Source organism: Dyella sp. S184 (assembly GCF_009766065.1).
Lineage (GTDB): Bacteria > Pseudomonadota > Gammaproteobacteria > Xanthomonadales > Rhodanobacteraceae > Rhodanobacter.
In genome coordinates, this window is sequence record NZ_LMUE01000002.1 from 12,275 (window position 1) to 34,356 (window position 22,082).

Consider the following 22,082-nt stretch of genomic DNA (forward strand, 5'->3'; position numbering starts at 1 on the left):
CGCCACGTGCGTGCACAGCTCACCCTGATCCGGCTCACCGCCGCGATCATCACGACGTTTGCCGGCTGTGTTGCCGCCCAGGATCTGCCCGCCTTGCGCAGTCACGACGCGGTCGTCATCGACACTTCGACCGCGCTCAACGCACAGGCGCGCATGGACGATGCAGATACCGCACTGGCGCTGAGCGCCGATGGTGCGCTGCTATATGGCGCCAGCCCGCTGAAAATGGATGGCTACCAATACTGCAGCCAGGCGGTCGCACTCGCGGAGAAAGGTGAGTTGCGCCAGAGCGTGCGCGCGGCGAGCCAGGCGTTGTATCTGGCCCAGCAGAGCAAGGACGATGAATTGCTGGCGCGCGCCTACCGCGACCTGGCAATCGTCTACGGTTACGGTGGCGACTACGACAAGGCGGTCGCGTTTGCCAACGCCGCGCTCAAGCGTCCGGTGAAGGACCCGACCCAGATCGTCGGGCCTGCGCACAAAGTACTCGGCGATGCCGCCGCACGCCAGGGCGACTACAACGGCGCGATTGCCGAATATCGGCTGGCGATGCCAGGCAGTTCGGATCATTACCGTCCGCTGGTGCAGCTGTCCCTGATCAATGCGCTGATCGGCGCTGGCGACCTCGCCGGCGCACGCGCCGAGATGGAGAAACTGAAGATTGCCTCAACCGACCCGCTGCTGTCGACCGAGCTGAAGCGCACCGAGGCGAAGCTGTTGCTGGCCGAGCAGAAGCCGGCCGATACGCTGGTGTTGTATCGCGAACTGGAGCATTCGGCAGGCGGTGACGATGGCGGCTACCAGCGCTTCTGGGCCGAGGACGGCATCGCACGCAGCCAGCTGGCGATGGGCGACAAGGCGCAGGCGGCAGCGACCTGGACACAGGCACTGGACGGACTGGACCAGGTACGCGCGCAATTTCGCAGCGAGGAATTCAAGATCGGGCTGTTCTCCGACGTGCAGGGCGTCTTCGCACAGGCGATCGACCTGTATTCGAAGATGGGCGATAGCGCGACCGCGTTCGACCTGTCCGAGCGCAGCCGCTCGCGCGCGCTGCTGGACGAGGTGCGCGGCCGCGCGAAGCTCACCCCTGGCGTAGCCTCGACGATCCCGGTGGCGGTGCTGCAGAAACAGTTGCGCCCTGACGAGCGGGTGGTCGAATTCCATTCGCTGCCCGAACGCCTGCTGGTATGGGTAGTCAGCAGCGATGGCGTTCATGAGCAGAGCTATCCGATTCCGCACAAGGATCTGGTGCGCCTGGTCGATGCGTTCCGCCAGTCGATCATCGCCGGCCGGCGCAGTGCGGTAGGCGCCGCCGAACAACTGGGCGAGTTGCTGATCAAGCCGCTGAACCTGCCCGCTAATGCGCGCCTGATCATCGTGCCGCACGGCCCCCTGCACTATCTGCCGTTCCAGGCCCTGCGCGTGGACGACCATTACCTGATCGAACAACATCCGATCTCGGTGACGCCGTCGATCAGCATCGCGATGCAGCTGATCCAGCGTGGCACGGTGATGAACGGCTCGCTGACCGCGTTCGGCAATCCGGACGTGGCGCCGCAATACGCGTTGCCCGGTTCCGAGGCCGAGGTGAAGGCACTCGCCGCCGCCTTCCCGGGCACGCAGCTGTTCTTGCACGACCAGGCGACCAAGGACCGCTTCGAGGCCAGCGCCGGCAAGACCTCGCTGATCCACGTCGCCGCACATGCCCAGGCCGACACCATCGATCCGCTGTACTCGCGCATCCTGCTCGCCAATGAAAACGGCAAGGTCGATTTCCTCGAAGCACACGAAGTGCTCGGGCTGAATCTCGACAAGGTCTCGCTGGTGACGCTGTCGGCCTGCGAGTCGGGACTGGGGCGCGTGGCTGATGGCGACGAGGTGCTCGGTTTCACCCGCTCCTTCCTGTCCGCCGGTAGCTCCGGCCTGATCGTCTCGCTGTGGCCGGTCTCCGACGACGCCACCAAGTTGCTGATGTCGACGCTGTACGGCGAGCTGGCCAAGGGCAGCGACGTACAGGTGGCGATGCAGCGCGCGCAACTGGCCGTGCTGCACACCAAGGGCATGGACCATCCGTTTTTCTGGGCGCCGTTCGACGTCATCGGTGACTGGCGCCTCACCGTGGGAGCGAAACCATGATTTGCCTCGCCAGGATTGCGGTGCAGCCGCGGCGTTTGCCGCTGGCAATCGTGCTGGGACTGCTGACGCTGCCAGCATTCGCACAGACCACCAGCCAGGGCCTGCAGTCGCAGGCTACCCCGCAGATTCCCGCCGACAACCAGGTGGCACCGCTGCCGCAGCCGCAGAACGTGCCCGCGCCGCCACCGGTGACTGCGCCGCAGGCCAGCTTCGTGCTGCGCCGGGTGGTGTTCAACGGAGTCAGCGTGTTCCATCCCGCGCAACTCGATGCACTGGCGGCCGATCGCATCGGCAAGCCGGTGACGCTCGATGACCTGGACGCGCTGGCGAAGCGGGTCACTGCGCTCTACCGCAAGGCCGGCTTCGTCTTCGCCACCGCGCTGGTGCCGGTGCAGGAAGTGAAGGATGGCGTGGTCGAAATCAGTGTCATCGAGGGGCGCCTCGGCGAAATGAAAGTCGAGGTCGATCCCGCCGCGCCGATCAAGGAAGCACGCATCCGCGCGATGCTGGCGCCGCTGGTGCCGGGCCAGCCACTCAACGGCAAGGTCTACGAGCGCACCATGCTGCTGCTGTCCGACCTGCCCGGCATCAAGGCGACGTCTTCGCTCAGCGCGGGCGCGGAACCGGGCACCACCGATCTCGAGGTGAAGATCACGCGGGCCGATCCGGTCACTGCCTCGGTCGGCATCGACAACTACGGCACCAAGGAAGCCGGCATCCTGCGCGCCGGCGGCTCGGTGCGCTGGAACAGCCCGTTCGGCATCGGTGACAACCTGGATGCGCGCGCATTGTTCGCCGAACACGACGGCACCACGTTCGGACGGCTGTCCTATGAAGCGCCGCTCGGCACGGACGGCATCCGCATCGGCGCTGGCGTCGCCCGCGTCGACTACACTCTGGGTGGCGCGTTCGAACCACTCGATGCCTATGGCACCTCGCTGATCGACGATGCATCGATGACCTTCCCGGTCATCCGTCAGCGCGACCAGAACCTGTTCCTGCGCCTCTCGGTGGATCAGAAGCTGCTCGACGACAACCTACATGCGGTGGACTACAGCTCGCACAAGCAAGTGCATGGCGTGGGCCTGGGCTGGGCCTGGGAACGTCGCGACGATTTCGGCGGCGGCGGCTATTTCAGCAGCAACGGCGTGTTGTATTCGGGCAATCTGCACATCCTCGACCCGGTGGCGCGCGCGTACGACCAGAGCATATACGGCCTGCACACCGAAGGCGGTTTCACCAAGCTGACCTTCCAGTTCTCCCGGCTGCAGGCTATCGCGCCGAAGCAGACGCTGTTTCTCGGTATCGGTGGACAACTAAGCAACGGCAACCTGGATCCTTCGGAAAAGCTCTCGCTCGGCGGCTACAACGCAGTACGCGCTTATCCGCAGGGCGAGGTGCTGGTGGATCAAGGCTTCATTGCCAACCTCGAGTACCGCTATTCGCTGAGTGATCAGGTCACGCCGTATGCGTTCTATGACGCCTCGCATGGTGAACTCAACCGCTCGAACGACTCGCCCGATGGGCGTCCGATCCGCAGCCTGCGCGGCCCCGGCCTCGGCCTGAACTGGGCGCAGCCGGGCAATTTCTCGCTTGACCTCACCGTCGCCTGGAGCGACACGCGCCCGGCGGTGACCAGCGATGGCAACAAGCGACCGCGGTTGTACTTCCAGTTAAAGAAATTCTTCTGATGCACGGGTCGTCGCAACGACCTGCACGGCATGGCCGCCGCCCCGGAGATTTGACATGAATACGCAGCCCACCACCCGCCCACTTCGCCCACTGCGACTGTCGCGTCGACCGCTTGCCGCCGCCTTGATCCTGCTGCTGGCACCGACCGCATTCGCGCAGAAGCTGCCATCAGGCTTCACGAACAACATATACGGCGCGGTCGGTTCGCCGGTTACCAGCGGCCAGACCATGACGATCAACCAGACCAGCCCTGGTGCGATCATCCAGTGGAACAGCTTCAACATCGCCTCCGGCTATACGGTCAATTTCCTGCAGCCGAGCGCCACGAGCGTCGTGCTCAATCGCGTCACCGGCGCCGGCGCATCGGAGATCGATGGCATCCTCAATGCCAATGGGCGTGTGTTCGTGATCAATCCGAACGGCGTGCTGTTCGGCAACGGTGCCCAGGTGAGCGTGGGTGGCCTGGTGGCCTCCACACTGAACATCAGCAACGCGAATTTCAACAATGGGGTGGCTACCGGCACCTTCGTGTTTACCGGCAACACCGGCAGCAGTGGGATCAGCAACCTCGGTAGCCTCACCGCGGCCGCGGGCGGCACGATTGCGTTTCTCAGTGCCGGCAACATCTCGAACAGCGGTACCATCAACGCGCCCGGAGGCACCGTGGCGCTGGGCTGGGGTCGCGCGCTCACGTTGAACATCGGCAGTGACGGCCTGACCAATCTCGTCATCGCCCTGCACGGCGGCGGCCAGGGCAGCGCCAGCATCGTGAATACCGGAACCCTGCAGGCCGACGGTGGCCAGGTGGTGATGCGTGCTGACATGGGCGACATTGGCGGCGTGGTGAACCAGGACGGTATCGTGCAGGCGCATTCGCTGTCGAACCATGCCGGTCAGATCGTACTGGACGCCGGCGGCAACGAACTGGAGGTCAGCGGCAGCAACGACGCCAGCGCGAGTAGTGCCGGCGTCGCCGGCGGGCAGATCGATCTCTATGGCAACAACATCCTGCTCAATACAAATTCGCTGCTTGACACCAACGGCTATGGTGGCGGCCTGGTAAGCGTTGATGCCAGCGGGGTGCTGGCGATGGCTGGCAGCAGCACCATCTCGGCGAATGCGCTCGGCAACGGTAACGGTGGAAACATCACGCTCGACGGTGCCAGCGGCCTGTATGCCTACGGTGCATTGTCCGCTACCGGCGGCAGCAACAGCGGCAACGGTGGCTTGATCGAGACATCCGGCAGCGGGGTCGACGTGGATGGCATCCGGATCAATGCCAGCGCGACCCATGGCGCCGCCGGTTTGTGGCTGATCGATCCCTACAACGTGCTCATCGTGCATGGCGCTGCCGCCGGCACCCTGCCGACCAACCCGTTCGTACCTACCAGCAACAGCACGATCGACGACGGCGACATCAACAACGCGCTCAATGGCGGCACCAACGTCACCATTACCACGGGCACCAATGGCAAATTCGTCGGCAACGTCATATTCGATGACGTGGATATCGCGCGCACAACGGGCACAACACCGCTCACTTTCACCATCGATGCCAACGCCAGCATCTACAGCATCTTAAACCTGGGGCCAGCCGGCACCATCGAATCAATCGACGGTGCGGGCCCGCTCAACGTCGTCTTCAACAGCAATGCGAATAGCGTCTACAACGGTGATCCGGACAACGGCTATATCGCACTGAACGGAATGGACCTGCTCACCAACGGCGGCAATGTGTCGATGTACGGGCAGAGCAATCCGACGAGCGGATTTGCGTCCTCGTCCCAGATTGGCATTCAGTTCTACGACGGCCTGATTGATACGCGGATCGATCAGGAAAATACCCAGGCCGGCGGCAGTGTCATGATGCGCGGCGTCGCCAACAACAGCGACGAGGGCATCGCCGGTGTCGATATCTCGGGCTCCAGCATCACCACCTCCACCGGTGCCATTTCATTATATGGAAGCGTATTGACCGGCGACGGTGCCGGCGTCGGCCTTTCCGACCTGGAAGTAGGTAATACGTTCGTGGCAACGCAGTTGTCCACCACCTCGGGCAACATCACGCTCGATGGCACCAGCCTGCAGGCCAACAACGAAGCCGCCAAATGGGGCGTACAAACGGCCAATACCGACATCACCACGCAGAGTGGCAATATCGCCATCATCGGTCGCGCCGAGGGCACTCTGGACGCGGGATTCGTCAACCCTGGCGTTGAGATCGGCGCAAACACAACCATCCTCAACGGCAGCGGCAACACGCTGATCGCCGGCGAGGCCACCTCGGGCGCTGCTGGAGTGCAGATCGATGCTGGGGCCAGCGTCAACGGCGGCTCCGGCAACATGGTAGTGGAAGCCAGCAATAACGGGACGGGCGACGCGCTGGTTCTGAACGGTACCCTCGCCAATACGGGCACGATCGATCTGCGCCCCGGTGGGGTCGATGTCAACGGCAACGTAATCGAAGATCCGAGCGACGCGATCAATCTGGGCGGCACCCTCGGTTTCGGGATCAGCACCACCGACCTGGGCAAGATCTCGACAAGCAACCTCGTGCTGGGCAGCGATATCCAGACTGGCGCGATCACCGTGTCAACGCCGATCGCCTTCGAGCACAACCTCACGCTCGACAGTGGGGCCGGCGGTGGCATCGCGGTCGACGGCACGCTCAACGTCGGCGCGCACACGTTGGCGTTGATCAGTGCGGGCAACATCACCCAGACCGCACCGATCACCGCAGCATCACTGCTCGTGCAATCCGGCGCCGGTCTGGTGAATCTCGACAACGCCGGCAACAACGTATCCTCCGCCACTCTGGCGGGATCGGCGAATGGCGACTTCACCTACGTCAATGCCGGTACCGTGGGTATCGGCGATGTCACCGCAACCGGCTTCAGCGCCACCAGCAACACACCAACCGTGCTGAGCGGATCCGGCATCAGCGGCAGCGACATCCTGGTGCGCGCGCTTGCCGGCAACATGATCCTCGACGCCGATGTCAGCGGCAGCAACGTCAACCTGGTCGACGCCGGCATCTTCGACAACGCTGGCGGCGATACGATTACCGCGACCGGCGACTGGCACGTATGGAGCAACACCTGGGTGGGCGAGACTCGCGACGGCGTGGCTGGCAATGGCACGCTGCCCAATCTCTACGGCTGCGCCTTCGGCGCAAACTGCTCGGTCACACCCTCCACCAGCGCAAACCAATTCATCTACGTAAATCAACCCGTTGTCACGGTGGACCTGGCGAACAGCACACGGCAATACGGCTCGTCGAATGGAACGATCAATTACAGCATCAATGGGTTGATTCTGGGTGATCTGGCGGCGAATGCCATCAACGGCAGCATCTTCACGAATGCCACCCAAGCCAGCAACGTCGGCAGCTATGCAATCTCCGGCAGCTTCATCTCACCCGCAGGCTATCTGGTCAACGTCATTCCAGGCGCACTGTCGATAACCCCGGCCACATTGACCTATGTAGCCAATCCGTTCCAGCGACTGGTCGGTACGCCGAACGGCCTGCTGGGCGGCAGCGTCACCGGCTTCGTCAACGGTGACACACTGGCCACCGCCACCACCGGCACGCTCGGCTTCCAGAGTCCGGCCGGCACCTACTCGCCGGTCGGTACCTACGGCATCTTCGGCACCGGCCTCAGCGCCACCAACTACGTATTCGTGCAGGCCAATGGCAACGCGACTGCCCTGCTCATTGCGCCGCAGCTGGAAACCTACACGCTCGACGTGATGCGCGACGAACCGGTCACCTACGTCTACGACAGCAACTTCGGCATGGTCAGCCTGTGTCCGGCACCTGATCTGACGGCCGGCAGTCGCGAACAGGAAGGCGACACGCTGGCACGTCAATGGTCACGGGTGCGCTCGCGGCCGAACCTGGCGAACTGCATATCGACCAAGCAGAAGAACAGCTGCGGCGACTTCTGAGAGAGGTTGATCTAGGACTTGAGACGATCCGCTGAACCAAACGAAGGCGCTGCGTACCACTGGTCAGTTTTCCTGGCAGTCGCCGCAACAGGAGCATTGCCGATGACCAGGCATTGGTCAGCGATCGCCGCCACGCCGGTTCGGTGAGATACGACGATCAGGATCGTCCGCGGCAGGCGGCGCTTCAGCGCTGCAAGAACCACGATCTCGGAGGCGGCGTCGAGCGCGCTCGTAGCCTCGTCCAGCAAGGCGAGGAAAGGTTGTCGCAGGATGACCTGAGCCAGCAGCAGCCGTTGCAACTCGCCTCCGGAGAGCCGACTCGAGGAGCTGTGCAGCGCTGTGTCGAGACCGTGCTGCGATCCCGTCAGTCGATTGTCGAGACCGACGTCCATCAGCGCACTTCGCAACATCACGTCCGTGGCTTCCGGCGCCGCCCACAGTAGGCACTCACGTACGGAACGCTGCCAGGGCCGGACATTCTGACTAACGTAGGCGCCATGTCGCACGAGCTCGCGATACTCGTCAAAACCGATGGATCGTTCGCCTACGCGTGCCGCAAAAGTCTCAGGCGCCATCATGCCCGCCAGGACGTCGACCAGGCTGCTCTTGCCGATGCCGGAGTCACCAGAAATCAAGGTCAGGTCGCCGGGCACCAAAACCAGGTTGCCGACATCGAGTCCGGCGGCTGGTGGTATCAACCGCATCCGCTCGATATGCAGCGCAGCGCCAGAAGTCGCCGTGCGCGCGGGCACCGCGGATGACCGGGCTGGGTCCAGATTCATGTAACGCTGCCACAGTTCGAATGCCGGAGCGGCCGAACGCAGCTGCTGGAAACTCTGCCGGGTCGACGCCAGATAGGGGAGCAAGCGTCCGAGCAACAGGCACACCGCGATGAGCGACGACTGATCGATCCCGTGCCAACGATGGGCGAGCACGAAGACCGCCGCGATCCCCGCCGCCGCCAGCAGCTCGAGCATCAGCCGCCCGGAGGCCACCAACTCCAGCTGACGTCGGTAGCCGTGGCACAGCCGGGCGGAAATGGCGCCGTAACTGGCTTTCTCCAGATCTTCCTTCTCGAATGAGCGGACATGGCGCAGACGCCGCGGAAAATCCTCGCTGTGCCAGAACAGCCGTGTCATGTCCGCGACGTACTCGCGACAGACCAGTGATTGCTCACGGCCATAGGCACGCGAGGCCAGCAGCCCCAAACCCGCGAGCAGTGGTACCGCCAGCATCAGTGGTGGCGATACCCAGAACGCGAAACCGAGGCTGACGGCGGCGGTGACCGCGGCAATCAGCAATTGCTGCAGAGCGCTGAAACCCTGGACGATGATCTCGACGTTGTGGGTGAGAACGTTGGCGATTTCCGCAGACGTCAAATCCGCCAGCGACGTCAAGGGAGCGTCGATCAGGCGCGCATGAACCCGGCGGCGCAGGCTCACACCATAGCGACCCACCAGACGCGCGCCGAGATGCGCCGCCTGCCACCGTAAAAGAGCAAAAGCACCCATCGCTACGGCGAAGATGACTGCCTGCATCTCGACACTGCGGCGTACGTTAAACAGCGCTCCGCCAAACGGCAGCGCGTGTCCCGGCTGGACCAGTGGCACGAGCAGCACCGCCGCGAGACTGCCGGCAAGCGCCGCGCCCAGCGACAGCACGACATAAGCCGCCGTTTCCACCAGCTCGATGCGAGTGAGCGTGCGCGCAAGCGAACGCAGCAGATCGGGTGCTCGCTCGGGTGCTGGCGAGGGCTCGCCTGACATCTTCACGAACTCACGCCACTGGACGGCAGCATCGGCCGCGGCTTCGATGACGCTTCAAGGCGATTCAGAACAGTGCTACTCCCGGGCAACGTTTCCCATGTCGGTAAGTGCGGCCGGCAGAAGAAAAGGTTGCGCGCCGCCATCACGAACGATTGGTGGCGACAGTCGAGCAGTGGGTGGCAAGAGGGGCAGATCGCTCCCCTTGCCGCCGTGACCGTTCAGTGACGTGGACCTTCAATCCGGTGTTTGACCGCCGCTCTTCCGGGAATTTCGAACGTCGCTACGGTGTCTTGCCTGCCTGCAGGTGTTGCACGATGGCCAGCGACCGCTTCACATGTTCGTCCGGCCGAAGATGATCCGTCTCCGAGGAAAGCGTGGCGACGATCTTGCCGGTGCTGTCGATGACGAAGGTCGTGCGCGGAATGAAGGCGTGATCGATTGCCACGCCGCGCACATCGTTCATGCCAGCCTGCGCCGCGACGGCCTTGAGGTCATAGGAAAGTGCGACCTTGACGTCGGCATCGGAGGCGACCGGAAACTTGCCGGCGCAATACTTCGGATCCGCTGAGAAGGCATTGAGGCGCTCGATGCTGTCAGCCGACACGCCGATGATGGTCGCGCCGGCCGCATCGAACTTGTCCCGGTTGGACGCAAAGTTATGTGCCTCCAGATCGCAACCTCCCGTGTACGCCGATGGATAGAAGTACACCACCACGGGCCCTTTCTTGAGGGCATCGGCAAGGGAGAAAGTGAAATCCTTGCCTGCCTGGCTGGCCCGTGCCGTGAATGTGGGTGCCGTAACACCCGGTCCGAGTGCGGCGAAGGCCGGCATCGCCGAAGCCAGCGCCACCAGCGCACCCAGTGCCATCGATCCTGCAAGACGCTTTTTCATTGCTGTGACCCTCATGGAGGAGCATCGACCCGGCATGGAACACATCCGTGCTTCAGTCCGCTGCCCATTTGACCTTGAACTGCCCCAGATTTTCCGGGGATCCCGACACTTGAGAAAGGTGGAGCGCACCCGGCGACCATGCCACTCGCTCCGATGCTTCTATCTTCGCTACAGATATGTCCAACGTTACCTGCCCGATGCAATGCAACACCGTGGCATCCGGCGCGATCGGCGGCATCAATCAAGAAGCCTGCACAGTGCATCGACGGAGGCCCGTGGATGATGCCCACGGCGCAACTGGTGGACACCCAGCTGCATCAGCCGCTGTTCGAAGCGATGCCAGCCCGGCTGCCCGGCAGCATACGACTGATCGGCGGACAGCCGTGCGGCGATTTCGTCCCTGGGGACAGGACTCAACAGGACATCGGGATCGTCGGCTGATTGACCGGAAACGAACACCGCACCGACCAGCTCCAGCGGAGTCGTTGCGAGCCGACGATGTCCCTGTCGCAAATCGGCCTCGAACTTCTCGACCCCACTGCGGCGTCGGATAACGGGGGCCCGTCTGATCCAGCGTCGGGTCTCCTCGTCATCGATGAAACGCAGTGCATCGCCCTGCACGTGCAGGTAATTGGCGACGCCGGTGGCGAGCAGGCTCTCGGGCTGCACGAAAACCGCGTCTTCGGCGAGAAAGTCCAGCCCCCGCAGCACACTGTGCAAGGCCAGCGTCGATTTGCCCGAGCCGCTGGCTCCCAGCAACAGGATACCGCGCCCCTGCCGACCGACGCAGGCGCCATGCAGGGGAACCAGGCCCAGTCCGCGCGTCGCCAGAGTGAATACGGCAAATTCGATGAGCTCGTAGCGCAGATGGTAGGGATGACTGAGCATGTCCTCCGAGACCACTACCAGTGCGCGGTGCTGTTCGGGCGCCAGGATCACGTAGTTCGACGAGTCCATGATGCCGCAAAGCAGGCCCGCGCCTGACTGGGTCTGCACTGGCGGCGGGTCCGCGATAGCCGGCGACGCCTGACGAAGCAACAAGTGCAGCTCGATGCGGAATTCCGGTACGGCGTTCGGTAGCCTGTGCGACGGCAGGCCGGCATAGGCTGCGCCCACCAGTTGCAGCAGCGCCTCGCTGTTGCTTTCGAAGCGGAAGCATCCGCCCAGGATCTGCCGACACTCCGAGAAACGGCGGTCAGCGGAGCGCTCGCAAAAAGGGTCTGCACCGGCGTCTTGAACACCGGCGCAGAAGCCAAGGCCATCGTCGTCGATCAAAAGTTTCAGCCGTCTGATTGCCGGGCGCCGTGCTGCGCGAATTGCGAATAGGTTGTCAGTAGGTACCGTTTCAGCGGAAAAAGGTTGCGTCGGCAACATCGCCGCAGGCGATCCCGGTTGCGACGTGTCAACGACGGTCCGCAGCGCGCACTACTCGAATATTTTTCCGCACGAGGCAACCGAAGCAGCACGCCGGAGCACTCACGTCCAGTCAACGTTGATCGTTGGAGCCGGCTCGCCGGCCCGGCGCCGATGCGCTGCCACAGCGTGCCCCACGGCTTACGAGACCCTTTGCGATGCTAAAGATCCAGGTTGGCCACTCCTACTTCTTGGCTTACGACCGGAAGCAGTGGGAGCGCGGCAAGCCCTATCCCCCACTCGCCACGATCCAGGTCGCTGCACTGCTCAGGCAGATGGGACATGCCGCCACCTTATTCGATGCGATGCTGGCCGATGGTGTCGAGGCTTACGAAGCCTCTTTGCAGACCGCCCGACCGGACTTGGTAGTCATCTACGAAGACAACTTCAACTACCTGACCAAGATGTGCCTCAGTCGCATGCGCGAAGCAGCCTGCCAGATGATTACCGAGGCGCGCGCCCACGGTGCCCGGGTGATCGTTGCGGGCTCCGACGCTTCCGACCACCCGGATGCCTTTCTCGCGGCGGGTGCAGATGCCGTGCTGATCGGCGAAGGCATAGCAGCCTTGGTCGAATTGATCGAGCGGGTGGACCGCGATCCACAGATCACCACCTCGAACTGGACATCCGCCATCCCAGGCGTCGCGACGCTGGTGAATGGACAGACGCAGCTGCTGCGCATGGGCGCACAGCCGCCGGATCCGCGACTGACCGGCCAGCCCGCGTGGGATCTGGTCGATATTGAACGCTATCGCACGATGTGGAACGAACGACACGGCTACTTCAGCCTCAACATGGCGGCGTCGCGCGGCTGTCCATTCCGCTGCAACTGGTGCGCCAAGCCGATCTGGGGCAATCACTACAAGCAGCGTGGCCCCCGGGACATCGCGGCGGAGATGACGTACCTGAAACAGACGTTCAGGCCCGATCACATATGGCTGGCTGATGACATCTTCGGCTTCCACGTCGACTGGGTCACGGAGTTCGCCGAGCACCTGCGCACTGCCGACGGGTCGGTGCCGTTCACCATCCAGACCCGCGCCGACCTGATCAGCGAACGCATGGCCTGCGCGCTCGAACAGGCCGGCTGCGCGGAAGCCTGGATCGGTGCGGAAAGCGGCAGCCAGCGCGTGCTGGACGCGATGACCAAGGGCACCAAGGTCGCCGACCTGATCACCGCCCGCATGCGGCTAGGCGAACGCGGCATCCGAGTGGGCTTCTTCATCCAGCTCGGCTATCTGGGCGAACACCTGGCCGATCTGCTGGCCACCCGCGAGCTGGTCACGCAGGCCGCACCGGACGACATCGGCGTCAGCGTTTCCTACCCGTTGCCCGGCACGAAATTCTACGAGCGGGTCAAGGCCCAGCTTGGGGCAAAAACGAATTGGCAGGACAGCGATGACCTGGCCATGATGTTCCGCGGCGCCTACGACTCGGAGTTCTATCGTCGTGTGCGCGACCTGCTGCATGAGCAGGTCACACTGCAGCAATCGAAAGCTGTCACGGAACCGGAGCGTTACCGCCAGGACTGTGCCGCACTCGATGCGCGATGGAATGCGTTGATCGCCTGCGAGCACGCGCACCGTACCGAAGCCGTCACGTCACTGCTCTCGACCGTGCAAGACAATGCCCAGGTGCTCCGTCATGCTGCCACCGCTAAAAACCGTTAGAGACGGCTTGCGCCGAACCACCGAAACGCTTGCCGTGGAGCTGGTGCAGCCAGGCAGCACCGCGCCAGAGTGGAGCGAACTCGAATGGCAGCTCGCCGCGGCCGCCGCGGCCGCACACGGCGTGTCGCCGCTGCTTTGCAAATCTTCCCGGTGGCAAAAACCGGAATGGAGACGGTTTCTCGAGAGTCAGCGCGAACACGTCGAGCTTCGCCATCGACGCATAGCGTCACTGCTGGAACGCATCGACACCGGCGCACGCGCCGCAGGGCTGGCCATCGTCGCCCTGAAGGGTTCCGCATTGCACGACATGGGAATCTACATGCCAGGCGACCGTCCGATGGCCGACATCGACCTGCTGGTCCGTGAAGGCGATGCCGAACTGGCGAGCAAACTGCTGCGGGACCTTGGCTACGTGGAGTCCTTCGTCGCGTGGAAACATCGGGTATTCAAGCCTTCGACGGGCCAGCCCTCCGCGGTGCTGGGCGAACACCGCGATACCCCAGTCAATATCGAGTTGCATACGCGTATCCAGGAGCGCCTGCCTGTATCGGCGATCGATATTACCGAGCGGATCTACCCGCGGGAGCCCGCACCAGGCTTGAATCCGTATCCGTCGAACGGCGCCTTGATGAACCATCTGCTGCTTCACGCGGCGGGCAACATCTGCGGCCGCAGCCTGCGTCTGTTGCACCTGAATGACATCGCGCTCCTGGCCACGCGCATGACCGCAGACGACTGGAACGTCTTATGGGATGAGCATGCCATCGACACCCCCTGGTGGGCGTTGCCACCGCTGCGTCTACTTACACACTACTACCCGAGTGCGATTCCCAACGCAGTGCTCGCCCAGCTTGAACGCGACTGCCACCTTGTGTTGCGAGCCATCTCGCGTCATCAGACCCTGACGCAAGTTTCGTGTTCGGATTTGTGGCTGCACGCCCTGGCTGGAATCGAATGGTCCCGCTCTGTCCGCGAAGTCGGGCGCTACGTCAGGAATCGTGTCAGGCCTCCTGGAGAAACCATCAAGGAGCGTGCCGACATGGTGCGGACACAGTTCTGGTTGCAGGGGCAAAGCTGGGTCAAGCAGCACCAGGGCCGGCGCATCCTGACCTTGCTCACCCGGTCGGTGCCGCGGATGGATACCTTGTACGTCGTACGTGCAGCACTGGAGTCGCCGGGGCTTCGGTGATGGGACATCAGTCAGTGAGTTTGTCAGCAAGGTAGTCGACGACGTGCATACCGGAGAGCAGTACCACCACTTCATGCTGGCCTCGCAGCGGGACCGGATAGTGCGCGACAGCTTTCAGAGGATCGCGCTGGATCTGCTGCCCGAGGGAGCAGAAGTACTCGATTTTGGTGCAGGTACCGGCATTGATGCGAAAGCTTATGCCGCTAATGGACATCAGACCTTCGTATATGACCCGTCGGAGGCGATGTGCGCGCACCTGGCGCAGTACTGCCACGACGAAATCGCCCGCAAAACCATCGTCGAGATTGCCTCGCCGCTCGCCTGCAAGGTGCAGGCAGTCACGGCGAACTTTGCGGTCCTCAACCATTTCGCGGATCACACCTCGCTTTTTGAAGAATTGTCGCGCGTGGTCAACCAAGGCGGTTTTGTGCTGGCCAGCATGCTGAGTCCTTATTACCTCGGTGATGCACGTTACGGCTGGTGGCGGGCGAACGTCATGAATCTCGTGCGACGTGGTCACTACGCCATACCAAGCGAAAGTCGCATCCATCGTTTCACGCCACGTGTCGTGGCGCGGGCAGCTGCACCGCATTTTCGCCTGGAACGCCTCATTCCGCGCGGCTTCGGATTGGCTACCGATCTCTACATGTTCCTGCTATTCCGGCGGGTCTGAGATGTGGAAGGACTGGATAAGGCCGTTCGTGCATCCCCTACCGCAATGGTCCACGGTTGCCGTTGCTCCTCCGCAGCAGGTGGTCACAGCGACCTTGCGATGGGACGGCAAATCGGCAGATGTCACAGCGGACCATACCGTGGCTTCGCTCAAGCCACTCGTGATCGCGACCAGTCTTGATGCCGGCCAGCGCCCGGTACTCGAGTACCGCGATAGCGCTAGTGGAAGGCTCCTCGGAGTTTTGCGCCTGATGCATATGACGGCGGTCGCTGCTGACAAGACCTCACTCGTCCTCTACCGCGTGGCAGCTGGCGGACACCGCTGTCTGGGCTGGTCGCGGCGCTCTTGGAACGCGTGGCTTCAGAACCGCCACATGCTGAAAAACCGCTCGTCGAATCACTTGAATACGGAGCCTGCCGCCGTACAGCAGCTCATGATCGCCTATCTATGTCCGCGGCCGGTTGTCCTTGTCTCCATCGCCACGCCAGGCCAGCAAAATATCTTCCCGATGGATTTGATTGGTCCGTTGCAGCGAAGCGGGCTTTTTTCGCTTGCGCTACGCAGCACCAACGTTTCCGTGCCAGTCATGCGTGACGTACGCCGGGTTGCCCTGTCCAGCATCCCTGCGACGATGAAGGCGACCGTTTACAAGCTCAGCGCGCATCACAAGCAGCCGCTGCTGGACTGGCATGCGCTTCCGTTTCCTGTGCGGCTGTCGCGGGAATTTGGCATTCCCGCCGTTGCTGCGGCGTTGAGCATTCGGGAGCTCACCATCGTGCATAGTCAGGAGATCGGCTTGCACACGTTTTTTCTTGGCCGCATTACTTCCGACGAAAATTTGGCGAAAGGCGAGCAGCTGCATCACACGGCAGGCTTTCATCAAGCGTACCGCCGCCGGCAGGACATGCCGCTTGCGGAGGTCTAACCTCTTGGGACGGGAGGAGCGATAGCGAACCTCGCCTGATCTGCGGCATCATCGTCTAGCCTGGCGCGGCCCTGCTCCAGTCCGGTGCGAAGTAGGCGATCCGGACGTACCGGTGATCTGCCCACAATTCACCTGTGTCTGGGGATTTCTGTCGGCACCGCTTCTTCAAATACTGTCCAATCCTCACCTGCAATACCTTGCACGCGTGGAGGCAATCCGGCGTCGCGCCGTAATCTCCTGCGCAGGCGAACGAATGGGCGCTCGATCAAGAAGTAGGATGCCAGCGCCGCGAGGAAAGCAAATACAAGGCTCTGCGGAAACGCATTCACCCATGTATCGGATCCGCGATCAAGGAACACCTCCTGCCAGAGATACAGCGAGTAGCTCAATGTGCCAAGAAACACAACGGGCCTCCAATTGAGGAAGCGCCCCGCCAGCGCACCTGTATGGCGTGTGCTCGACTCGACCAGCAGTGCGAGGCACACATTGGTCACCGGTGACCCGAGGAGTATCACGACCGGATCGCCGCCCACTCTATTGAGCAGAACCACTACGGGCACCGTCAGCAGCAGCCAGCGGCTGGCGGTCAGGCGCAGATACCACGTCTGAGTCAGCAGCCACGGCCGCAGCATCGCCAATGCACAACCCGTGGCCAGGTAATCGAACATGGCGGGAAAAATCGTCATTTTGCTGATGAGCACTTGGGGACCTGCGTGGAGAACCCATGCACGGATGGCCGCACGCAACAAAGCGCTCGTGAAAATCGCCACGATCGCGACGATCAGCGCGCGGCGTTCGCGCAAAGCCACCAGCATCAACGGCCACAGCAAATAAAATTGCTCCTCGATCGACAGCGACCACAGATGGCCCAACTGCCACGGATGGCTCGGCGAATAGTTGAACCCGAAGGTCAGTGCGAAGGCGAAATCTTGGCTGGTCAGGTGCACTACCCCCAGCAACGCCGCGATCACCAAAACCAGGACGTATACATAGAACGCAGGAAAGATGCGCAATGCACGGCGCAAGTAGAACCGTTTCAACGAGATCGTCCCTGTCATCTCATGCTCGCTCATCAGCAGCGATGTGATGAGGAACCCGGAAATCACGAAGAACACCAGCACGCCGAGATGGGCAACATCGCCGAACCAGCGCCCATAGCCGCCCGGGTTCGAGACAGGGAAATGCCGCGTACCGCTGAGGTGTCCGTAGAGCACCATCAGGATCGAGATCGCCCTGATTCCGTCCAGTGACGGTATGCGCCGGCCAGTCGAGTTCGACATGCTTGCTTTACCGCGCCACGAAAGCGGAATGCTGCGGATACAAGGCCTGAAATGCTTGAACGGTGTAATCGGCATCCTCCAGGATCGCGCGACGCTGTGCTTCCTTGGCCAGCCGGAGCCGTAGTCCCTCATTGGCAAGCACCTGGTGGATGGCATCCGCCAATTCATCCCAGCCCTTGACCGGCGCGGTCAGGGCCGCCGCAGGCGACCACTCCACGAAATGCCCGACCGCTGTACCGACCGCAGGCACGCCCGCCACCGCAGCTTCCAGCAGAACCAGCGGTCCAGCCTCGTGCAACGAAGACATCACCAACAGATCGGCAGACTCCATCATCGGGCGCAATTCGCGCTGCGTCTTGAATCCATGAAACCGCACGTGATGTTCCAGTCCAAGCTGGCGAGCCAGCCGCTGCATCTCGCCCTGCAATGTGTCCACGCCGACGATATCCATCTCGAATTCCAGCCCCCTGTCGACCACGGCTGCCAGCGCCCGGAGCAGCGTCGGCTGATCCTTGACGCGGTTGAGGCTGGCGACGTGGATCAGCCGCGCTTGCTTCGTGCGGCGCTCGCGCGGCGCGAGCGGCGGCCATGCACGCAGGTCGACGCCGAGCGGCACGCGTTGCGCCTTGAGACCGAGCGCTCGCAGCGAATCGATGATCGGCACGCTGGCCGCCGTGATGACATCAGCGCCGCGCAGCGCCACCGCTTCACACAGCCGTCCTTTCCAATTCTGTCGTCCACCGTAGTCGACCTCGTGCAACGCGACGAGCTCGCCGCCGGCGATATGCACCAGACTCGGCAGCCGCAGCAGTTTTGCCGCAACCACAGCGACTAGGCTGCAAGGACCGGAGAAGATCGCATGGACCAGATCAAACGGCGCGCGATGATGTTCGCTGCGGATCGCACCGATCGCGCGCAAACGCGTCCAGTTGTCGCCGATGTTGTGCACGGTGGCGCCAGCGAGTTCCCAGCGACCCGCGACCGCCTCCTGGCGCAGCGCGAAGACATGCACTTCGTTCGCTCGCGCCAGCCGCTCGATCAGAGCCAGCAATGCCGGAATCACACGAAACTCGCCGGTGCGATCCACACCACCAGGGATCACCAGCGCCAGCTTCACGATTTCCTCCGTCGCCGGTCGCCGTGAACTTGCGCATAAGCGTCCGCCCACTGACGGCCCACCGCCTTGAACGAAAGCACAGCATCGAAATACGCGCGAACACGTTCCGGCGATGGACGATTCGACGCGGCAGCGACCAGCGCATCCGCGAGGCGCGTTGCGTCGCCACAAGGCCACAGATGACCGACATTGCCATCGCGGGTCAACGCACGGAATGATGGAATATCGGTGATCACCGGCGTCACGCCGCAGGCCAGCGCCTCCAGCACGACATAACCGCAACTCTCGGCTAGGCTGCCGGAGACGAACAGATCCGCCGATTGCATCAGGCGCTCGACATCTGCGTGCGTCACCTTGCCCAGCAGATTGACGCAACCGGCAATCCGTGCGTCGTGCGCGATGCGTTGCTGCACTTCATCCATCAGCGGCGCACTACCGAACGCGCACCACAGCTGCAGACCAGGCAGCTTCTGTATCGCCTGGGCAACTCCTTCAAGGACGGTCAACGGATCTTTACCGGCGCTCAGATGTCCCACCCACAGGACGCACGGGTCGCCGTGAAGGCCTGTCTCCGTGCGGGCATCGACGCGGCTACCTACGGTGAAGCGGCTGCTGGATTCGGGAATCGCGAATAGCCGCATCCGCGGCTCGAACAATCCGGCGCGGGTGAATGGCAGCGCCAGCTCGCGCGCTGTGAAGGCGACGCCTGAGGCGGCCGCATACCACCGCCGCCATTGCGGCCGTCGCCACCAGCGCGGCGGCCGGTCCGCGTGGTCCTGGATAACAATGGGCAGTTGCGGCAGGCACTGCGCCACGGCAAATACGTGTTCGGCGAAACCCAGGCCGTTCACATGCAGGACGTCGGCCTTGATCTCGCTGAGTAGACGGGCGAAACGGCGCCCGCGCCCGGTCGTCCCCACCACTCCACCGATATCGACAAAGTGGTAGTCGATGCCGCTTCGTGTAAGCCGATCCTCGCGTGCCGCCGCCTGGATCACCGAAACACGAGTTCCGGCAGTTGCAACCAGTTCAGCGATATCCACCAGCGAATGCCATTGCTCAAGAACCTCATCATGCGCAAGACCCGTCGGCACCGGCAGGAAATTGATTTGCGCGACGTGCAAGGCTTGCACTTGTCTAGAGGCCTGAAACCTGCGGCATGCGCAGGCGTACCAGCCGGTTGGCCAGGTTCAGTTCCCACGGCCGGTCGTACTTGCCGTAGCGATAGCGCCACCCAGCCATGGCGCTCAGGCTACGCTTGGCCCAGGGTGGCGAGCGCAGGTCCTGCACCGTGGGGAAACGGCAACGCAGTACCGTCACGAAGTCATGGATGCGACTGCGCAGCTTGTCGGTGAGCCATGGCGCATCGGCATGGCAGGCGTAGTCGACCCAGCGCTTCTCCATCCATTCTTCCGGTGTTTTGGGAAATACCACCGGCTCACCGTTGAGATCGAGCAGCGGCATCGACGCCCGCTTGCCGCGATCCTTTTCGTGCTTGCTGCTCTCCGGCAACGGCGTGTAGATATAGACGATGATTTCGGATTGGGGATTGATCCGCTTCAACTCGCGGATGAATTCGAAGGTGTGCTCGGTTTCCTCTTCGGTGTTTTCGGGTGGCGCGACCATGAAGGAGAGCTCGGGAATCACGCCGTTTCGGCGGCACAGCTCGGCGACCTCCAGGGTCTGATCAGGTCGCGTGCCCTTGCGGATTTCCTTGAGTATTGCGCCGCTGGGCGACTCGGCGCCGACATAGGCCATCCGCAGCTTGCTCTTGCGTACCAGCTTCCACGTGCTTTCCGAGAGATTCAGCAGCGCGTCCGAACGGGCATAGCACCACCATGGCATCTCGAGTTTGGCCATCACTTCGAGCAGCGGAATCATGTCCACTTCGCGGTCGAAGAAGTTGTGGTCGAAGAACTGGATCGAATCGGCGCCGACCTCGTGCTTGAGATAACTCAGGTCGCGCTCGAGCCGACTCGCGCCCGGCAAGACGGTGGTGCCGCCGAACATCGCGTTCACACCACAGAACGTGCAGCGAAAGCGGCAACCGATCGATGCCTGATGTGCAGCCGTGCGTCGACCGAGAAACGTACGCGCGAGATAGCGCTGCGGATCGCCGAGCTTGTCGTAGGGCAGTACCAGCCCGTCGTCATTCATCGTGAAGCGGCGGTTCGGGTTGTGCACGATGGCATCATCGTTTCGCCATGACAGACTGCCGATCTTTGCCAACGCTTCGGGTTGGGCTCCGCGACTGATGGCCGAGATCAATTCAGGTAGGCTTTCCTCGGCCTGCCCACGCACGGCGTAATCGACATACGGCGCGGCGAGCGCAGTATCTGGATAGAGCGTGGGGAAATATCCGCCCCAGATGATTGGCATCGAAGGAAAGCGTTCGCGGATCGCCTGGGAGACATCGATCGACGGCGCGATCTGCGGGCCACCCATGACGCTGACGCCGACGGCATCGAAGTGGCTTCCTTCCATCGCACGCAATGTTTCGCCGACGACGTCGCGATCGACATTGCCATCGATAATGTGGCTGTTGCCGAACCTGTCGAGCGCCGCCGACAAATGCAGCAGCGACAACGGAAATCGCGCACTCGAGCGCGATGTGATGGTCGGGTTGATCAGCAAGGTGTTGGGGGAACGAGTCATGGCGAAGGATTACGGCAAAAAGAATCAGGACGCGCGACTGAGCTGAAACACCAGCGCGACGGGAACTTCCAGCGCCATGCGGTCGAAGTGTGCCCCGTCAGGGATGTCGGCCGGATCGAGCCTGGGCTCCAGTACCTGCTCGATGCGCAGTCCAAGCGTCGCGCAGGCCGCGTGCCAATGGCTGTACAAGTGTTGCGTATGCCGCACGACGTAGCGCCGCCCATCGGATTTGAAATCTCGTACCCAACCGAGCGCATGCCCGATCGGATGCACGTCGCTGCACAACAGCGTGCCGCCGGGTCGGGTCACCCGGCACAGCTCGGCCAGCGATTGTTCCAGACTCTCGAGATGTCCGATGACCAAACCACAGATCGTCAGATTGGCCCGCGCATCCGGCACCGGCAGCGCCGCCAAGCCGCCCTGTACCAGGTCAACTTCGGTATCGGGTTGAAACGTGGCCAGCTCGGTGCCGGCGCGCTTGAGCATCTGCGGTGAAAGATCCACGCCGATCACGCGCGTCGCACCACGTCGCAGCGCATGCAACATGTAGCGCCCGCTGCCACAGCCGACGTCGAGTACAGCCTGTCCCTGCAGGGTGGACGGCATTAGTCCGAGCATTGCGCGCTCCTCGACCTGCATGACCGGATTGTGGGCATACGCCGGATAGCTGGATGCCCACAACGCATAGGCCTCGGCAGGTTCGAGCATCGCTGGGCGCGTCAT

The 22,082-nt window shown here is 62.8% G+C and carries 15 protein-coding genes; 7 read left to right on the plus strand and 8 right to left on the minus strand.

All coding sequences use genetic code 11. From position 1 onward, the window contains the following. Positions 1-6 precede the first annotated feature (6 nt). From GSQ75_RS00060 to GSQ75_RS00070, 3 genes are read left to right on the plus strand one after another with little or no spacing between them, the layout of a single operon-like run. Entirely contained in the window at positions 7-2,139 is a 2,133-nt protein-coding gene (locus GSQ75_RS00060) for a CHAT domain-containing protein (RefSeq protein ID WP_216840585.1), read from the plus strand. Beyond that, a complete protein-coding gene (locus GSQ75_RS00065) occupies positions 2,136-3,830 on the plus strand; it encodes a ShlB/FhaC/HecB family hemolysin secretion/activation protein (RefSeq protein WP_158752521.1) in 1,695 nt (564 codons plus the stop codon). The genes GSQ75_RS00060 and GSQ75_RS00065 overlap by 4 nt, the downstream gene beginning before the upstream one ends. 55 nt (positions 3,831-3,885) lie before the next feature. After that, the gene (locus tag GSQ75_RS00070; protein WP_158752522.1) at positions 3,886-7,779 is read left to right on the plus strand and encodes a filamentous hemagglutinin N-terminal domain-containing protein; all 3,894 of its coding nucleotides are present in this window, start codon (positions 3,886-3,888) and stop codon (positions 7,777-7,779) included. An 11-nt stretch (positions 7,780-7,790) separates the two neighbouring features. Here GSQ75_RS00070 and GSQ75_RS00075 read toward each other — a convergent pair whose 3' ends face one another. The 3 genes from GSQ75_RS00075 to GSQ75_RS00085 form a co-directional block, all read right to left on the minus strand. Beyond that, entirely contained in the window at positions 7,791-9,545 is a 1,755-nt protein-coding gene (locus GSQ75_RS00075) for an ABC transporter ATP-binding protein (RefSeq protein ID WP_158753829.1), read from the minus strand. A 280-nt stretch (positions 9,546-9,825) separates the two neighbouring features. Next, complete coding sequence (locus GSQ75_RS00080) at positions 9,826-10,437, minus strand: peroxiredoxin (RefSeq protein WP_158752523.1); 612 nt, start codon at positions 10,435-10,437, stop codon at positions 9,826-9,828. 237 nt (positions 10,438-10,674) lie between these two features. After that, positions 10,675-11,712: a serine kinase gene (locus GSQ75_RS00085; RefSeq protein WP_254058382.1), complete on the minus strand. Its 1,038-nt coding sequence runs from the start codon at positions 11,710-11,712 to the stop codon at positions 10,675-10,677. A gap of 296 nt (positions 11,713-12,008) precedes the next feature. Between GSQ75_RS00085 and GSQ75_RS00090 the strand changes: the two genes are divergently transcribed. From GSQ75_RS00090 to GSQ75_RS00105, 4 genes are all read left to right on the plus strand, one after another. Next, on the plus strand, positions 12,009-13,520 hold the full coding sequence (locus GSQ75_RS00090) for a radical SAM protein (protein ID WP_158752524.1): 1,512 nt from the start codon (positions 12,009-12,011) through the stop codon (positions 13,518-13,520). Beyond that, positions 13,495-14,709, plus strand: coding sequence for a nucleotidyltransferase family protein (locus GSQ75_RS00095; RefSeq protein WP_158752525.1), 1,215 nt, complete (start codon positions 13,495-13,497; stop codon positions 14,707-14,709). Before GSQ75_RS00090 ends, GSQ75_RS00095 begins: the two co-directional genes overlap by 26 nt. A 73-nt stretch (positions 14,710-14,782) precedes the next feature. Further along, a complete protein-coding gene (locus GSQ75_RS00100) occupies positions 14,783-15,382 on the plus strand; it encodes a class I SAM-dependent methyltransferase (protein WP_254058383.1) in 600 nt (199 codons plus the stop codon). A 1-nt stretch (position 15,383) separates the two neighbouring features. Next, complete coding sequence (locus GSQ75_RS00105) at positions 15,384-16,307, plus strand: hypothetical protein (protein WP_158752527.1); 924 nt, start codon at positions 15,384-15,386, stop codon at positions 16,305-16,307. Between the two features lie 128 nt (positions 16,308-16,435). On the opposite strand, the gene GSQ75_RS00110 is transcribed toward GSQ75_RS00105, so the two are convergent. The 5 genes from GSQ75_RS00110 to GSQ75_RS00130 are packed head-to-tail and all read right to left on the minus strand — an operon-like array spanning position 16,436 to position 22,082. Next, a complete protein-coding gene (locus GSQ75_RS00110) occupies positions 16,436-17,587 on the minus strand; it encodes an acyltransferase (RefSeq protein ID WP_158752528.1) in 1,152 nt (383 codons plus the stop codon). 7 nt (positions 17,588-17,594) lie between these two features. Beyond that, positions 17,595-18,704 (minus strand): glycosyltransferase family 4 protein, encoded by a 1,110-nt coding sequence (locus tag GSQ75_RS00115; RefSeq protein WP_158752529.1) that lies wholly within the window; start codon positions 18,702-18,704, stop codon positions 17,595-17,597. Next, positions 18,701-19,828 (minus strand): glycosyltransferase family 4 protein, encoded by a 1,128-nt coding sequence (locus GSQ75_RS00120; protein WP_158752530.1) that lies wholly within the window; start codon positions 19,826-19,828, stop codon positions 18,701-18,703. Before GSQ75_RS00120 ends, GSQ75_RS00115 begins: the two co-directional genes overlap by 4 nt. Positions 19,829-19,841: 13 nt before the next feature. Beyond that, positions 19,842-21,359, minus strand: coding sequence for a radical SAM protein (locus tag GSQ75_RS00125; RefSeq protein WP_158752531.1), 1,518 nt, complete (start codon positions 21,357-21,359; stop codon positions 19,842-19,844). A gap of 24 nt (positions 21,360-21,383) precedes the next feature. Further along, entirely contained in the window at positions 21,384-22,082 is a 699-nt protein-coding gene (locus GSQ75_RS00130) for a class I SAM-dependent methyltransferase (RefSeq protein ID WP_158752532.1), read from the minus strand.

Excerpts from the sequence above, each read along its gene's own strand:
- GSQ75_RS00065 (WP_158752521.1), top strand. The coding sequence starts at position 2,136 with ATGATTTGCCTCGCCAGGATTGCGGTGCAGCCGCGGCGTTTGCCGCTG.
- GSQ75_RS00070 (WP_158752522.1), top strand. The coding sequence starts at position 3,886 with ATGAATACGCAGCCCACCACCCGCCCACTTCGCCCACTGCGACTGTCG.
- GSQ75_RS00075 (WP_158753829.1), bottom strand. The coding sequence starts at position 9,545 with ATGTCAGGCGAGCCCTCGCCAGCACCCGAGCGAGCACCCGATCTGCTG.
- GSQ75_RS00080 (WP_158752523.1), bottom strand. The coding sequence starts at position 10,437 with ATGAAAAAGCGTCTTGCAGGATCGATGGCACTGGGTGCGCTGGTGGCG.
- GSQ75_RS00090 (WP_158752524.1), top strand. The coding sequence starts at position 12,009 with ATGCTAAAGATCCAGGTTGGCCACTCCTACTTCTTGGCTTACGACCGG.
- GSQ75_RS00095 (WP_158752525.1), top strand. The coding sequence starts at position 13,495 with ATGCTGCCACCGCTAAAAACCGTTAGAGACGGCTTGCGCCGAACCACC.
- GSQ75_RS00100 (WP_254058383.1), top strand. The coding sequence starts at position 14,783 with ATGCTGGCCTCGCAGCGGGACCGGATAGTGCGCGACAGCTTTCAGAGG.
- GSQ75_RS00105 (WP_158752527.1), top strand. The coding sequence starts at position 15,384 with ATGTGGAAGGACTGGATAAGGCCGTTCGTGCATCCCCTACCGCAATGG.
- GSQ75_RS00110 (WP_158752528.1), bottom strand. The coding sequence starts at position 17,587 with ATGTCGAACTCGACTGGCCGGCGCATACCGTCACTGGACGGAATCAGG.
- GSQ75_RS00125 (WP_158752531.1), bottom strand. The coding sequence starts at position 21,359 with ATGACTCGTTCCCCCAACACCTTGCTGATCAACCCGACCATCACATCG.
- GSQ75_RS00130 (WP_158752532.1), bottom strand. The coding sequence starts at position 22,082 with ATGACGCGCCCAGCGATGCTCGAACCTGCCGAGGCCTATGCGTTGTGG.